Origin of the sequence: Yersinia thracica, assembly GCF_902170565.1 — a bacterium.
GTDB classification, from domain to species: domain Bacteria; phylum Pseudomonadota; class Gammaproteobacteria; order Enterobacterales; family Enterobacteriaceae; genus Yersinia; species Yersinia thracica.
In genome coordinates this window covers 1-16,754 of the sequence record NZ_CABHXX010000059.1, presented here as the reverse complement: position 1 = coordinate 16,754, position 16,754 = coordinate 1, and the positions used below count along the sequence as shown (strand labels likewise).

The following is a 16,754-nucleotide window of genomic DNA, read 5'->3' as shown; positions in this document are numbered from 1 at the left end:
ACCAAGCAATATGAGAAAATGGAGAAGTAAAAATGAAACAAAATAAGTTCAAGCTCTCCCCGGCAGGAAAGCTGGCGGCGGCAGTCGCTATTATTTCAGTATCAGTAGCCACCTGTTATGCCGCAGGTATCGTCGGTGCGGGCGATTCTGCTCACCGCCCAGAGGTTAATTCAGTCAATGGTGTTTCGGTGGTCGATATCGTAAAGCCCTCGGCATCCGGTTTATCACATAACCAGTTTGATGAATTCAACGTTAACAAAGCAGGTGCAGTGTTTAATAACTCCCTCAGTGCGGGTCAATCACAACTGGCGGGGCAATTGAGCGCTAACCAAAATTTAAATGGTCAAGCCGCCAGCATTATTTTGAATGAAGTGATTAGCCGTAACCCATCCTTATTATTGGGAAAACAAGAAGTGTTTGGGATGACAGCTGATTATATTTTGGCTAACCCCAATGGTATTACCTGTAACAGTTGCGGTTTTATTAATACTAATCGGAACTCATTGGTGGTTGGTAATCCGTTAGTGGAACAAGGCAATCTGCAAGGTTTTGATACCCGAAATAATACCAACCTATTAGAAATAGGCGAGGGTTATACTGCATCTGGTGGGACGTTAGATTTAATTACGCCACGCATCAATATTTTGGGAAATATAGTTTCCACGCAGGATATCAACATCATATTAGGTCAAAATAAAGTGAGTGCCGACGGTACAATACTAAAATCAGCCGACTACTCAGGAACTGCCTACGACAGTAAAATGTTTGGCAGCATGGTAGCAAGCAGAATTCGTATTGTTAATACCGCAGAGGGCAATGGAATAAATATGTCAGGTAGTTTTACTACCCATAAATCAGTGGATATTTCAACATCTGGAAAATTGAACCTTGATATTGATTCTGACCCAGAACTGGATTACAACCCTAGTCCCGCCGATTTACGTGGTGAAAATATCACCATCAACGCGGGTGATATTTTCACCTCAGGCGATATTGTTGAATCCACTTCTGATGGTTCGACGACACAAACGCTCAAGCGCACCAAAATCAAAGGCTCAAACATTTCTATTATTGCCAAGCAGAAAAGCCATCTCGATGCTGCCATTGTTGATGGTAAGAATGTGGTGATGCAAGGCGGTGATATTAAACTGGATACAGAAACACTCACGAATACACAGACCGATGGTTATTCAGAAGGCGGCGGATGGTGGCTCAGTGAGTGGAGTAAATCCAAAGATAATAAAAATGAACAACAAACAACCGTTGGAACCACCATCATTGCGGAAAATAATGTCTCACTTCAGTCAACTAAAGGGGATATAAAGCTATCCGGTACTTCTATTAAAGCAGGTAATAACCTTTCCATCAAAGCGAAAAAAGACTTAAACCTTGTGGCTGTAGTTGATCAAGAATCAACACAAGAAAAGGGACACCATTATGTTAATTCAAATAAAGATGTAACTTGGGATAACAATACGACCACGCAAGCACTGAATAAAACCACATTACAAGCGGGTGGAAATATGGGCTTGGCCGCAGAAGGGGACATTAGCGCCAACGGAGTTCAGGCTTCTGCTGGCGGTGATTTATTAATCAATGCCAATGAAGTTAAGATTGATGTACAAAAGACCAAAAATCAGAAAACGACTAAGGGCAGGAATGAACAAAACTTAGGTCTGGGGGGCATCGACCATAATAATAACAAGAAGAATGCGGAAACCAGCCACAGCTCAGAAATAACTGCTGATGGCAATATTCTGGTTGTTGGTAATAAAGGTGTTTCCATTACCGGCAGTAAAGTCAAAGCCGCTAAAGATGGTTATGTTCAATCGGCCGAGGGCGGTATTAAAATCGACAATGCCGTCAGTATTACTATCACTAAAATTGATGAGCGCACCGGGGTCGCCTTTAATATTACCGGCAGCTCACACAAAGCCAATAATAGTGATGAAAAAATTACCGGCAGTGAATTAGTTTCAGACGCTAATCTTAAAATCATCAGCAAAGATAATGTCGATGTCATTGGCAGTTTGGTAAAAAGCGCCGGTGAATTGGGCATTGAAACACTGGGGGATATTAATGTTCAAGCTGCCGTCGAACAACAAAAAATTGATGAACAAAAAACCAAATTAACTATTGGTGGTTTTACCAGTGATGACGGTAATGATCAATATCAGGCTGGGCTGAAACTGGAACATACCCGTGAAAGTGAAAAAACAGAGAGCATTAAGCACCATGGCGCGACCCTTGAAGGTGGCACAATTAAACTGGATGCTGAGAAAGACGTCACATTTACCGGCTCAAACCTGACTGCCACCCAAGGTGATGCCGATATTAAAGGTGAAAATGTCTCATTTGTGGCGGCACAAGATACCCTCACCAGCAATAAAGAAAAAGAGACTGTCGGGGTTGATGTTCATTACGACGGCGGGATGGATAAAGCCGGCAGCGGGGCCAATGTCAGTTATGAAGACACGCAAGTTACCATAGATAAATCAACCGCTGTGGTCTCTGGTTCACAGGTCGTCGGTGATCTGAATATCAATGCTACCAAAGATGTCACTAACCAAGGAAGCAGCCATCAGGTCGAGGGTTCATATAACGTTGACGCCAACAATGTGAATAATCTCGCCGCTGAAAACAGCGAAAAAACCCTCACCAATACCACGACAGTTGATGTCGGTTATGGGGCCAATATTGACTATAGCGAGGTCACCCGCCCGATTGAAGACGTGCTCGATAAAACCCATGATCTTGACCTGGTTGGCATGCTTGATGCCGCACACGAGATAGGCGCGCCTAACATCGGGCTCGACCTCCATGCTACAGGAGGTACCAAAGAAACCAGCCTCAATAGCAGCCAAGCTACCGAAACATCAATAAAAGGCGGCAATATCAATATTAATGCCAGCGGTGAAGTCAAAGATCAGGGAACAAAATATGAGGCAGATAAAGGTAGCATCACTCTGAATGCCACCAGCCACACCTCTGAAGCCGCGGTGAATAATGTTGAACAGCACACTAAAGAAGTCTCTGGCGGGGGAGATATCCGCATTTATACCACTACCGGCAAAGACATTACCGTTGATGGCAAAGGCGAGGGGAAAAATCATACTCAGCAAGTTAAAGGTGAAATCGCGCAAGTTGGTAGCATGAACGCAGCAAATGGCATCAATATCAATGTTAAAGAAGATGCTATTTATCAAGGCACCAATATGAATGCAGGGGATGGCAAAATTTCGGTCAATGCGGGCGGAGATATTCGTTTTGATCAAGCAACCAATCTGACCAGCGAAAACCATAATAACCTTGATGCTAATGCCAAACTGAATCTCGGCACCAATGCTAAAAGTAAAGAGTTTGGCGCTGGCTTAGGTGGCGGGCACAGTAAAGGCGAAAGCAACACGTCGATTGCTCAAGTCAGCAATCTTCAGGGCCAACAGGGGATTGAGCTGAATGCAGGAAAAGATCTGACACTGACCGGCACATCGTTCGGCAGCAAAGAAAAAGCTACGGGTGATATTCTGCTGGCAGCTGGCGGCAAAGTCGATATGCAAGCCGCAGAATCTCAAGGGAAAACACAGGATATGACCTGGTCTGCCAGCGCCAATGCCGGTATCAGTAACAGCAAAGGCACTGATAAAAACAGCAAAGGGATCAAAGCCGGAGCTGGCGTTAAAGTGGCGCACACCGACGAATCTGCTACTCTGCATCAGGGCAGTGTGATTAACAGCAATGGGACATTGACGGTGAAAGCAGGCAGCGATGATAAGCAAGCCATCCATATGCAAAATGCCAACATCTCCAGCGAAAAAACCATTTTGGATGCAAAAAATGGCGGTATCGAACTGGAATCTGTGCAAGACAAAGAGCATAAAAATAACTGGAACTTTGGGATCGAGGCTAAGGCCAACCAAAGTAGTAGCTTTAAAAAAGATGATAAAGGGGTGGTTGCTCAACAAAGCAGCGAGAAAAGTAATGGGTTCGAGGCCAAACTGGATGTTGAGGTAAACAACCTAAACTCGGTAACACAGCAAAATACCCAGCTAAATAGCACCGATGTCATTCTCACCAGTGCGAAAGACACCACTCTGGCGGGTGCAATCATCCAAGCCGATAATATTAATGGCACTATTGGTGGCAACCTGAAAGTTGAAAGCCGGGAAGATGAATTACACGAGGTGAGCACTAGCCTGACCGCAGGTGTCAGTAAAGGAACTCGAGATAGTCTGAACAGTCAAATAGCAAATTACAGCCCGGTTGGTTCCAATAAAATCAAGGAAGAGCTAGACACACACTCCACCAAACTGTTCGACAAAATCAAAAACCAATATGACAAAATCTCAGACCGATTTACCGCCAAGAAAGAGGACAATGTTTCCACTCTGAGTTACACCAAAGAGGGCAATAAACTGACATTGACCGAATCAAAGAATGAAGAAGAAAAAAAAGATAAATGGTGGCAAAAAGGCGCTAAGTTGGTTGGTAACAAAACCAAAAGTAAAGTCCTGGATGAGAAACCTAACCACATCAAGGGCAGTGCGGAGATTGATGTTAACGTCGTCAACAATAAAGCTGTCGAACAGCAGTCTGCCATCAGTGGTAAAAACAGCGTAAATCTGAATGTTAGCGGCAAAACAGAGCTAATTGGCGGCAAGCTATCCAACCAAGCCCAAGATGTCGCTCTACAAACTAATGGCATTGAAATGCAAGATATCAAGGGCAAACATATCGAAGGCGGAGCCAGAGTACATGCGGCTTCATCTGTAGTCGGTAGCATTGGTGCCGGACTCAAAGATATCAAAAAGGGGAAAACACCCCTTATTGGCGCTCATGGTGGAGCAGAACAGAAAGATGCCGTAGCTGGAATTACACGAGACTAACTCTCGCGTAATCACTCAGGTAAATCAGTCACGATAATTTATCAGTTTAATAAAAAAGGAGATTGCCACAATGGCAACCTCCTTTTTATTTTTCCGAATCATTAAGTTAGGTATCAGTCGGCATCGTAGCCCAAATTAGGCGCTAACCAGCGCTCAACTTCAGCAACTGGCATTCCCTTACGGGCAGCGTAATCTTCAACCTGATCCCGCTGAATCTGCGCAACAGCAAAATATTTGCTGTCCGGATGACTGAAATACCAACCTGACACTGATGCTCCCGGCCACATGGCGTAAGATTCGGTCAGTTTCATCCCGGTGTGAGTTTCTACATCCAATAGCTGCCAGATTTGGCCTTTTTCTGTATGTTCCGGGCAGGCCGGATATCCCGGTGCCGGACGAATTCCTTGATAATTTTCCCGCACTAACTCTTCATTACTCAGATTTTCATTGGGTGCAAAGCCCCAATACACCTTACGCACCCGCTCATGCAGATATTCTGCAAAAGCCTCGGCCAGCCGGTCAGACAGCGCCTTAATCATGATTTTGTTGTAATCATCATGCTGAGCATCATAAGCCTCGGCCAGCGCATCCTCTTCCAGCCCACCGGTGACCGCAAAAGCGCCGTAATAATCCGCTTTACCACTGGATTTAGGTGCAATGTAATCCGCCAGACAATAGTTCGGGAAGTCGGTTTTCTCGGTTTGTTGACGTAAATGGTGGCTGACCACCAGCACCTCATCACGCCGCTCATCAGCGTAAATTTCGATATCATCGCCAACACTGTTGGCGGGGAACAGGCCGACGACCCCTTTGGGATGCAGCAAATCTTCGGCTGACAACTTATCCAACATCTCATTGGCATCCGCGAACAAGCGCTTAGCTTCTTCCCCAACCACTTCATCTTCCAGAATGCGCGGATACTTACCCGCCAGCGCCCAGGTCATAAAGAATGGCGTCCAGTCGATATAATTGCGCAGGGTTTCAACGCTGGCTTCCACCGCCTGAACCCCCAATTTGTGTGCCACTGGCGGAGTATAATTCGCCCAATTAATGACAGTTTGATTCGCGCGTGCGGTCTGCAAGCTGACCGGTGGTGTCCGCGGTTTCTTACGCGCATGCTGAATACGCACAGTTTCATATTCTTTGCGGGTTTTTGCTACAAAATCATCGCGTTGCGTATCAGATAGCAGCGCTGAAACCACCCCGACACTGCGGGAGGCGTTAGAAACATAGGTGGTGGAGCCGCTGTAATTTTGCTCGATTTTAACCGCGGTATGCGCTTTAGAGGTGGTCGCGCCCCCAATCAGTAACGGCAAAGTAAAGCCCTGGCGCTCCATCTCTTTGGCGACGTTAACCATCTCATCCAATGACGGCGTAATCAGACCAGACAAACCAATAATATCGACCTTTTCTTCCCGCGCGGTACGCAGAATTTTTTCAGTCGGCACCATCACGCCTAAGTCAATGATTTCATAGTTATTACACTGCAATACCACGCCAACAATGTTTTTGCCGATGTCATGCACATCGCCTTTGACCGTCGCCAACAGGATCTTGCCGTTGGTGGTGCCTTTCTGTTTGCTGGCTTCAATATAAGGCTCGAGATAGGCGACCGCTTGTTTCATCACTCGCGCGGATTTAACCACCTGCGGCAAGAACATTTTCCCCTCGCCGAACAAGTCGCCCACCACATTCATCCCCGCCATCAGCGGCCCTTCAATAACCTCAATTGGCCGGTCAGCCTGCTGGCGGGCTTCTTCCGTATCCAACTCGATAAATTCAGTAATCCCTTTAACCAGTGAATATTCCAGCCGTTTCCCCACCGCCCAACCGCGCCACTCGGCTTGCTGAATGGCGACTTCACCACTTTTACTGCTGCGGTATTTTTCCGCCAAATCCAACAAGCGCTCAGTGCTGTCGCTGCGACGATTGAGAATGACATCCTCAACCGCATCACGCAGCTCATCCGACAGGTCGTCATAGAGAGCTAACTGCCCGGCATTGACGATACCCATATCCATGCCATTACGAATGGCGTAATAAAGGAATACCGCGTGAATAGCTTCACGCACCGGATCATTGCCGCGGAAAGAGAAAGAAACGTTGGAAACACCGCCTGAAATCATGGCGTGCGGCAGTTCGGCTTTGATATCGGCACAAGCTTCAATAAAGTCGACCGCATAGTTGTTATGTTCTTCAATCCCGGTAGCGACCGCAAAAATATTTGGGTCGAAAATAATATCTTCCGGCGGGAAACCGACAGTTTCAGTCAGAATTTTATAAGCTCGGCGACAAATTTCGATTTTACGTGCACGGGTATCTGCCTGCCCGGTTTCATCGAACGCCATCACCACCATCGCTGCACCATAGCGGCGCACTAATTTGGCGTGATGGATAAAGGCTTCAACACCCTCTTTCATTGAAATAGAGTTAACAATCCCTTTGCCCTGAATACATTTCAGACCTTTTTCGATGACATCCCACTTTGAGGAGTCAATCATAATCGGCACCCGAGCAATATCAGGTTCACCCGCAATCAGATTAAGGAAGCGCACCATAGCGGCTTCGGCATCCAGCATGCCCTCATCCATGTTGATGTCGATGATTTGTGCGCCACTGTCAACCTGCTGACGGGCGACATCCAGTGCTTCATCATATTTTTCTTCTTTTATCAACCGCTTGAAGCGGGCCGAGCCAGTAACGTTAGTCCGCTCGCCGACGTTAACAAACAGCGAGTTAGCATCAATCGTCAGCGGTTCCAGCCCCGCTAAACGGCACGCGACCGGGATATCCGGCAACTGCCGCGGTGCAACGCCAGCGACAGCTTTGACCATCGCGGCGATATGTCGCGGTGTCGTCCCACAGCATCCGCCGACAATATTCAAAAATCCTGCCCGCGCCCACTCGCCAATCTGCTCGGCCATCTCTTTGGCTTCCAGATCATATTCACCAAAGGCATTTGGCAAACCCGCATTCGGGTGCGCACTGACATAATATTCAGAGATACGCGATAACTCCGCGACATATTGACGTAACTCATCTGGCCCCAAAGCACAGTTTAGGCCAAAAGAAAGCGGCTTCACGTGGCGCAGAGAATTATAAAAAGCTTCAGTGGTTTGACCGGATAAAGTACGGCCCGAAGCATCGGTAATGGTGCCGGAAATCATCACCGGCAACAGCACACCCATAGCTTCAAATTCAGATTCAACCGCAAAAGTGGCCGCTTTGGCATTCAGGGTATCGAAGACCGTTTCAATCATAATCAGGTCAGCACCGCCCTCAATCAGGGCGCGGGTTGACTCGCGATAAGCTGCAACCAACTGATCAAAACTGACATTACGGAATGCAGGGTCATTCACTTTAGGCGAGATAGAGGCGGTGCGGTTGGTCGGCCCTAGCACCCCGGCGACATAACGTGGTTTTTCGGGTGTGCGGGCAGTCCATTCATCCGCGCAGATTCGGGCCAGACGCGCAGCTTCATAGTTAATTTCAGCTGACAGTGACTCCATCTGATAATCCGCCATGGCGATGGTGGTGGAGTTAAAGGTATTAGTTTCGAGAATATCAGCGCCGGCTTCAAGATAGGCATTGTGAATAGCAATTATGACTTCGGGCTTGGAAAGCACCAATAAGTCATTGTTTCCTTTCAGATCACTGGGCCAATCAGCAAAACGCGCGCCCCGGTAATCCTCCTCTTCCAGCCGATAACTCTGGATCATGGTCCCCATACCACCATCCAGCACTAAAATCCGCTGTGCTAATTGCTGGTGTAATTCCTTAACCTTATTATTCGTAACTGTATCCACCACTGTCGCCTCTTTACCCTGTTGCCTTGCCATTATCTGACGTATTTTGGTTGTTTATTTGTATCAGACATGCTGAAAAATTCATCTGTCATCCTAGCACAAGTTATCAATGTAATGAGTCCAGCCACAGTTGAGACTTTTTCAGGTAGAAAACCACACTCATCGGATGAGCATTTTTTACTGTTTGCATGCATAATTGAAAAACGAAAATGAATTCCATAATAATAGATGAGAGACTGATTTATGGCGCTACCGATTCCGATCAAGCGGGGAAAGAAACCCAAGGCAGCCGCGCAAACTACCCCTGCGGCGACAGGTCAGGTTCAATCATTGACTCGAGGACTTAAATTACTGGAATATATTTCCGAATCGCAAGGAAGTGTCGCGCTAACAGATTTAGCCCAACAGGCAGGTTTACCCAACTCAACCACTCATCGCCTGTTAACCACCATGCAACAGCAAGGTTTTGTCCGTCAAGTGGGTGATTTGGGCCTTTGGACCATGGGCGCACATGCCTTTATTGTTGGCAGCAGCTTTTTGCAAAGCCGCAATTTGCTGGCGATGGTTCACCCGATGCTGCGCCGTTTAATGGATGAATCCGGTGAAACCGTGAATTTGGCGGTACTGGATCACAGTGACTATCAAGCCATTATTATCGACCAAGTGCAATGTACTGCACTGATGCGTATGTCAGCGCCGATTGGCGGTAAGCTGCCGATGCATGCTTCTGGGGCGGGTAAAGCTTTTCTCTCCACACTACCAGATGAGCAACTGGTGCAGCTTTTACATAAAAAAGGGCTGCATGCCTATACTCAACACACCCGCACCAGCCCAGCCAGTCTGAAAGAGAATCTGGCCCTGATCCGCAAGCAGGGTTATTCATTTGACGATGAAGAACATGCACTTGGCCTGCGCTGTATCGCCGCCTGCCTGTTCGACGAACACCACGAAGCCTTTGCCGCAATTTCCATCTCCGGCCCAGTATCGCGCATTACCGACGATCGCGTCACAGAACTTGGCGCGCTGGTCATTCATGCTGCTAAAGAGATAACCCAATCCTACGGCGGCGGGAATCGAGGTTAATTAGTTAAAACTTTGTCGTTCGGTGAGAACAAGCAGATCGTAAAGACACCGTAGATTAAGCATAATGATCGAAGGGTTTACCGCGCCCAGGGGCACTCCGGCGGCATAAGCCGCTACGACCAGCGCGGAAAAACCGGAGCGTACACGAAGTACGTGAGGATTTTGAGCACTGCCCAATCCTAAAATGACAACGCGCAGTCGCCGTTAAGATATCACCCGCTGGGAGAATCGTTGTTTGCGTCGATAGGCAAAAACATCCTCCACATGCCCGTCTTTAATACGCTGCTGCAACCCTCGCCAATAGCTGGCGTGGAACAAATCGCTGTGCGTTTCCTCAAAAAAGTGCCGCACTTTCCGGTCACTGCACAAGAAATGGCGAAATTCTTCTGGGAAGACATCATTGGGTGACACGCTATACCACGGCTCGCTGGCCATCTCATCTTCCGGATAGCGCGGTGGCGGAATATCGCGGAAATTCACCTCCGTCATATAGCAAATCTCATCATAATCGTAGAACACTACGCGCCCATGCCGGGTTACGCCGAAGTTCTTAAACAGCATGTCGCCGGGAAAAATATTCGCCGCCGCCAGTTGCTTGATAGCATTGCCGTATTCTTCTATGGCATCTTTCAATTGCTGATCATTTGCCTGCTCCATATAGAGATTCAATGGCGTCATACGCCGCTCCATATACAGATGCTTAATAATGATTTGATCTCCTAAATTTTCTAATTTTTCAGGTACTTCTCGCTGTAATTCTGCCAATAATTCAGCGCTGATGCGGTGCTTATCAATCACGAAATTCTCGTACTCTTGGGTATCCGCCATGCGCCCTACCCGGTCATGCTCTTTAACCAATTGATAGCATTCTAAAACTCGCGCCTGACTGACTTCTTTTTGCGGCGCAAACTCATCTTTAATGACCTTAAACACCCGATCAAATGACGGCAAGGTAAACACCAACATCACCATGCCTTTGACCCCTGGGGCGATAATAAATTGCTCGTCAGATTGATGAACAAAGGTGAGATATTCACGGTAACTTTCTGTTTTACCATGCTTTTGACAGCCAATCGCCATATACAATTCGGCGGTCGATTTACCCGGTAATATTTCCCGCAACCATTCCACCATCGCCGCGGGCAATGGCGCATACACCATAAAATAAGAGCGGGCGAAGCCGAACACGATACTGGCCTCGGCCTTGCTGGTTAGGCAGGTATCAATAAATAGCGCGCCGGATTCATTGTGATGGATAGGCAACAGGAATGGGTAGATTTCATCCGCTAACCGCAGTTTCCCCACCAACCAGGCGGCTTTATTGCGATAAAACAGTTCATTGGCAATTTGAAAGCGGGCACACGCGAGTTGCTCATCGGTAAAGTTTTTCCGCAGCGCCGCCACAATATAGCCAATATCGCGCGGCAGATCTTCCCAAGGCAAGCGCAGTGGCAAATCATTGAGCATCATCTGCAACATGCCGCTTAGATTGCCCTGAGGGGCAAAATCACGCGCTAATGGGCGGGGAATTTCACGAAAGCGCTGCTCCGGTTGTGAGCTGAACACAAACAATTTATCTGGTGTTAAATCTCGGTGTTTAAACAACCGGCAATAGACTGAATTAAAAAAACTTTCGGCGATTTCGAAGCGCGGATAATCCGGCAGCAACTCAGTGTAAATCTCTTTGACTCGAGTCAGAAAATCCACATCAAAGCAGCGCTGGTCAGTAATATGTTTTAATTGCTCGACCACCAGACCGACATGGTGGTCATAGAGGTGAATACGCTTCTTCATCGCCTGCTGTACGGCATGCCACTCTGCTTGTTCAAAACGATGCTGAGCGCCAGCGGTGACCTCCAGAAAGCGGCCATATTGCGCATCGAACCCCTGCAAAATTGTCTGAGCGATTAAGTGTTCCAGTTTTACCGCCATGATAACCCCCCAGCCCTACGGAACAGAGCCTGCATATGCAGGCTCATGATAAAAAACACTTTTATTCAAACAGCGAATTAAAATTGCTGTTCTTCCGTCGAGCCGGTTAATGCCGTCACGGAAGATTCGCCGCCCTGAATGATATTGGTGACTTTATCAAAGTAGCCGGTGCCCACTTCTTGCTGATGAGATGCAAACGTATAGCCGCGCTCGACAGCTGCGAATTCTGGCTGCTGAACTTTCTCAACATAATGCTTCATGCCCTCGCCCTGCGCATAAGCATGGGCCAGGTCGAACATGTTGAACCACATACTGTGGATGCCCGCGAGGGTAATAAATTGGTATTTGTAACCCATGGCAGACAGGTCATTTTGGAAGCTGGCAATCTGCTGGTCAGTCAGATTCTTTTTCCAGTTAAATGACGGCGAACAGTTGTAAGCTAATAATTTACCGGGGAATTGTGCATGAATCGCATCAGCGAAACGTTTAGCCAGCGCCAAATCGGGTGTTGAAGTTTCACACCATACCAAATCGGCATAAGGGGCATAGGCCAGACCGCGGCTGATGGCTTGTTCAATACCGGCATGGGTGCGGAAGAAGCCCTCAGCGGTGCGATCGCCGCTAATGAACTCGCTATCATGCGGGTCACAATCAGAGGTCAGCAAATCAGCGGCATCGGCATCAGTACGGGCAATAAGCAGAGTTGGCACTCCCAGCACGTCAGCGGCCAGACGGGCGGCGACCAACTTTTGAATTGCTTCTTGTGTCGGCACTAAAACTTTCCCCCCCATATGACCACATTTCTTCACCGCCGCCAGTTGGTCTTCGAAATGCACGCCAGCGGCACCCGCCTCAATCATGGCTTTCATCAGTTCAAACGCATTCAACACACCGCCAAAACCGGCCTCAGCATCAGCCACAATCGGCAGGAAATAGTCGGTATAACCTTTGCTGCCCGGCTCAATATTATTCGACCACTGAATCTGATCTGCGCGGCGGAAGCTGTTATTGATACGTTTAACTACCGCCGGCACTGAGTCCACCGGGTACAGTGATTGGTCCGGATACATGCTTGATGCCGTGTTAGCATCAGCCGCAACTTGCCAGCCCGACAGATAAATAGCCTCGACCCCGGCTTTCGCTTGCTGCAACGCCTGACCCCCGGTCAACGCGCCCAAACAGTTGATATAATCTTTACGCGATTTACCGTGCAACAATTCCCACAATCTTTTCGCACCGTGCTGCGCCAATGTGCACTCGGGATTAACTGAACCGCGTAATTTAATCACCTCTTCGGCACTATATGGGCGAATAATGCCCTGCCAGCGCGGTGATTTCCATTCCTGTTCCAATTGCTGAATTTGTTGAGCACGAGAGGTAGTCATAGCGATATTCCTTATTATTCAATTTTGTAGGGTTATGCCAACAGCGCGTAGCCAGGCAGGGTCAGGAAGTCGATCAGCTCGTCTTGTGTTGTAATTCGCTCCATCAGACGCGCAGCTTCTTCAAACCGCCCGCCATCAAAGCGCTCTGCGCCAAGTTCAAGCTTCACTACCTGCATTTCTTCACTCAACATGTTTCGGAACAGCTCTTTCGTCACCGTCTGACCATTACTCAGGCTTTTCTGGTGATGTATCCATTGCCAGATAGAAGTACGGGAAATCTCAGCCGTTGCGGCATCTTCCATTAGGCCATAAATCGGCACACAACCATTGCCCGATATCCATGCTTCAATGTATTGCACCGCCACCCGGATATTGGCGCGCATCCCTTCTTCCGTGCGTTCACCACTACAAGGCTCCAGCAACTCAGCGGCGGTGATCGGTTTATCCTGCTCGCGATTAACCTCTAATTGATTTGGCCGTGACCCTAATACTTTGTTGAAAACTTCCATCACGGTATCAGCCAAACCTGGGTGCGCTACCCAAGTACCGTCATGACCATTGCTGGCTTCTAACTCTTTGTCAGCACGCACTTTATTCAACACTAACGCATTCTTTACTGGGTCTTTATTCGGAATAAATGCTGCCATGCCGCCCATCGCTAAAGCTCCGCGCTTATGACAGGTTTTGATCAGTAAACGGGAATACGCGCTGAGGAAAGGCTGAGTCATGGTGACTGATTGGCGATCTGGCAACACACGGTCGCCGTGGTTTTTCAGTGTTTTGATATAGCTGAAGATATAGTCCCAGCGGCCACAATTGAGGCCAACAATGTGATGGCGCAGGTGGTAGAGGATCTCATCCATCTGAAACACGGCAGGTAATGTCTCAATTAATACCGTGGCTTTAATGGTGCCTTGCGGTAAGTCGAAACGCTGCTCGGTAAAGGTGAAAACATCACTCCACCACGCAGCTTCTTGATAGGACTGCATTTTCGGTAAATAAAAGTAAGGTCCGCTGCCATTGGCAAGGAGTTGCTTATAGTTATGGTAGAAATACAACGCGAAATCGAACAGGCCGCCAGGAATATCTTCACCCTGATATTTCACATGTTTTTCTGGCAAATGCAGGCCGCGAACTCGCGCAATCAATACCGCTGGGTTGGGTTTGAGCTGATAAATTTTACCGGATTCATTTGCATAGGAAATCGTCCCCTTGACCGCATCGTGTAAGTTAATTTGGCCATCAATCACTTTGTCCCAGCTTGGTGCCAGTGAATCTTCAAAATCGGCCATAAAAACTTTCACATTGGCATTGAGGGCATTAATCACCATTTTGCGCTCAACTGGCCCGGTAATCTCAACGCGACGATCACGTAGGTCGGTAGGAATTCCTTGAATTTTCCAGTCATTATCACGAATGGAATTAGTTTCCGAAATGAAGTCTGGTAACTTGCCTTGATCAATACCTTTCTGCCAGGATGCCCGTACTGCAAGGAGTTCATTACGTGGCTGAGCGAATTTCACCACCAATTCTGTTAAGAATTCGATAGCTTCATCCGGCAAAACCTGACGTTCCGCCGCATTAAAATGCTGTGTGAAAACTAACTCCGTGCCGACTAACTGTTGTGTCATTTCCCTTCCCCTTCCCAATCTCACAACTTTCACATCAACGCTAATACAGCGTCATTCTTGGATTTGTATCGGATGATGCATTCCAACCGGAAATTGAAGGCTAGATTTTATGGTTACTTTTCATCCCGACAGGACTAAGAATAATCAATTAATTGTGAAAATCAAAAACGATTTCCATTTTTATTTAAAATATTTTTTTAATCTTTAATTATCATGCAGTTAACATTATGATAAATTCTATATAGATAGGAACTAGATTCCATTCCTGCATTTATTACACGGTAACCTATTGTTTCACAAAGAGATCAGACCAGTTTAGATGGGGTTAATGGCGTTTATTAAAACAATAAATACAAAGGCGGCCTCGATTCAGCCGCCTTTATTTACATTTAGAGAAGGGAAAAATTAGTCGAGAGTAGGATTCATATGACGCAAATCAAATGGTGTGATTTGGTAAACGTAGTAGTTCAACCAGTTAGCAAACAACAGGTGCCCGTGGCTACGCCAAGATGCTTTTGGGGATAATGAAGCATCGTCATTGGGGAAATAATTGAAGGGAACTTGAGGATTAAGGCCCGCGGCCAGATCACGTTGATATTCACCTGCCAAGGTATCGACATCATACTCAGGATGGCCGGTTACGAAAGCAACCCGCTTATCTTTGCTGGCAAATAGATAGGCACCCGCTTCTTCTGATGAGACCAGAATATCTAAATCAGTGTATTGCTGGAGCACCTCAACGGGGAAATCTGCATAACGGGAATGAGGGGCCAGGAATGTCTCGTCAAAGCCGCGTGTAAGTAGCGCCTGGGGTTTATCTGTTTGATGTTGGTAAATGCCTGAGAGCTTGGTCTCACGAGTCATTTTAGGGATACCATATAAGATATTTAACGCCGCCTGTACCGCCCAACACACAAATAAAGTCGAGGTCACATGATCTTTTGCCCACGCAATAATACGCTCAATTTGCGGCCAATAAGCAACATCACAGAAATCGACCAACCCCAATGGAGCCCCGGTCACAATCAACCCATCAAAATTTTGCTCTTGAATGTCTTCAAAGTCGCAATAGAAGTTGTTTAGATGCTCGGCTGGCGTGTTTTTTGACTCACGGCTATCAATACGCAGCAATTGAATATCGACCTGCAATGGCGAGTTAGAGAGCAAACGCAGGAATTGATTTTCCGTCTCAATTTTTTTAGGCATTAGATTCAACACCAATACCTTCAGGGGACGAATTTCCTGAGTTTTTGCGCGCGATGAGGTCATGACAAAAACATTCTCATTGCGTAAGAAACTCACTGCGGGTAATTCATCAGGAACCCGAATTGGCATGCCTATATCCTCAATATCCGTTTATACGTTTAGACTTCCAGATGCCTGAAGATAGCGGTTTATTGATAAAAAGTCGAGCAATCTGCGACAACCTGAAAATGTTTCATTGCTGAAATTTCAACATATAGAGTGTAGCAAACAACCAATACTCATTTTATATATGACAGAAACGCAAAAAACCTCTGTATCAACGAAAGGATCGGCAATAACTATCAATATGATTTTTAATGAATTATAGGAAAGTAACTGATATTAAGATGATAAAACACTGCCGAGTATAAGCTACTGACTCTCAGTCAAAAGATAGAAATATAGATATTAACTGGATAGCAGAAAAGCAAAAACCCCACGCTTTTGGCATGGGGTCTTTACTTGATTTGATACCTGGCAGTGTCCTACTCTCGCATGGGGAGACCCCACACTACCATCGGCGCTACGGCGTTTCACTTCTGAGTTCGGCATGGGGTCAGGTGGGACCACCGCGCTATTGCCGCCAGGTAAATTCTTTTCTACAACTACCGAACTTTAACCCATGTAATTGGTGCTGATACCCAGAGTCGAACTGGGGACCTCACCCTTACCAAGGGTGCGCTCTACCAACTGAGCCATATCAGCACGCTAAATTTGATGCCTGGCAGTGTCCTACTCTCGCATGGGGAGACCCCACACTACCATCGGCGCTACGGCGTTTCACTTCTG

Annotated in this window: 7 protein-coding genes, 1 tRNA gene and 1 rRNA gene; 2 read left to right on the top strand and 7 right to left on the bottom strand. The window is 47.1% G+C overall.

Going from position 1 to position 16,754, the window contains the following annotated elements; genetic code table 11:
• The first annotated feature begins 32 nt into the window (after positions 1 to 32).
• Complete coding sequence (locus tag FTA91_RS06805; protein WP_145583103.1) at positions 33 to 4,883, top strand: hemagglutinin repeat-containing protein; 4,851 nt, start codon at positions 33 to 35, stop codon at positions 4,881 to 4,883.
• 113 nt (positions 4,884 to 4,996) lie between these two features.
• Here the strand turns inward: FTA91_RS06805 and metH are convergent, their stop codons facing one another.
• Positions 4,997 to 8,692: a methionine synthase gene (gene metH, locus FTA91_RS06800; protein WP_050115840.1), complete on the bottom strand. Its 3,696-nt coding sequence runs from the start codon at positions 8,690 to 8,692 to the stop codon at positions 4,997 to 4,999.
• A 240-nt stretch (positions 8,693 to 8,932) separates the two neighbouring features.
• Here metH and iclR point away from each other — a divergent pair, with 240 nt between their 5' ends.
• Positions 8,933 to 9,772: a glyoxylate bypass operon transcriptional repressor IclR gene (gene iclR / locus FTA91_RS06795; RefSeq protein ID WP_050115839.1), complete on the top strand. Its 840-nt coding sequence runs from the start codon at positions 8,933 to 8,935 to the stop codon at positions 9,770 to 9,772.
• Between the two features lie 204 nt (positions 9,773 to 9,976).
• Here iclR and aceK read toward each other — a convergent pair whose 3' ends face one another.
• The 6 genes from aceK to FTA91_RS06765 form a co-directional block, all read right to left on the bottom strand.
• Positions 9,977 to 11,704, bottom strand: coding sequence for a bifunctional isocitrate dehydrogenase kinase/phosphatase (gene aceK, locus FTA91_RS06790; RefSeq protein WP_145534201.1), 1,728 nt, complete (start codon positions 11,702 to 11,704; stop codon positions 9,977 to 9,979).
• 77 nt (positions 11,705 to 11,781) lie between these two features.
• The gene (aceA, locus tag FTA91_RS06785) at positions 11,782 to 13,089 is read right to left on the bottom strand and encodes an isocitrate lyase (protein ID WP_145534205.1); all 1,308 of its coding nucleotides are present in this window, start codon (positions 13,087 to 13,089) and stop codon (positions 11,782 to 11,784) included.
• 32 nt (positions 13,090 to 13,121) lie between these two features.
• Positions 13,122 to 14,720 (bottom strand): malate synthase A, encoded by a 1,599-nt coding sequence (gene aceB / locus FTA91_RS06780; RefSeq protein ID WP_145583101.1) that lies wholly within the window; start codon positions 14,718 to 14,720, stop codon positions 13,122 to 13,124.
• Between the two features lie 405 nt (positions 14,721 to 15,125).
• Positions 15,126 to 16,055: a homoserine O-acetyltransferase MetA gene (metA, locus tag FTA91_RS06775; RefSeq protein ID WP_145583099.1), complete on the bottom strand. Its 930-nt coding sequence runs from the start codon at positions 16,053 to 16,055 to the stop codon at positions 15,126 to 15,128.
• A gap of 382 nt (positions 16,056 to 16,437) precedes the next feature.
• A 5S ribosomal RNA gene (gene rrf / locus FTA91_RS06770) occupies positions 16,438 to 16,553 on the bottom strand.
• 41 nt (positions 16,554 to 16,594) lie between these two features.
• Positions 16,595 to 16,670, bottom strand: a tRNA-Thr gene (locus FTA91_RS06765).
• Positions 16,671 to 16,754 lie beyond the last annotated feature (84 nt).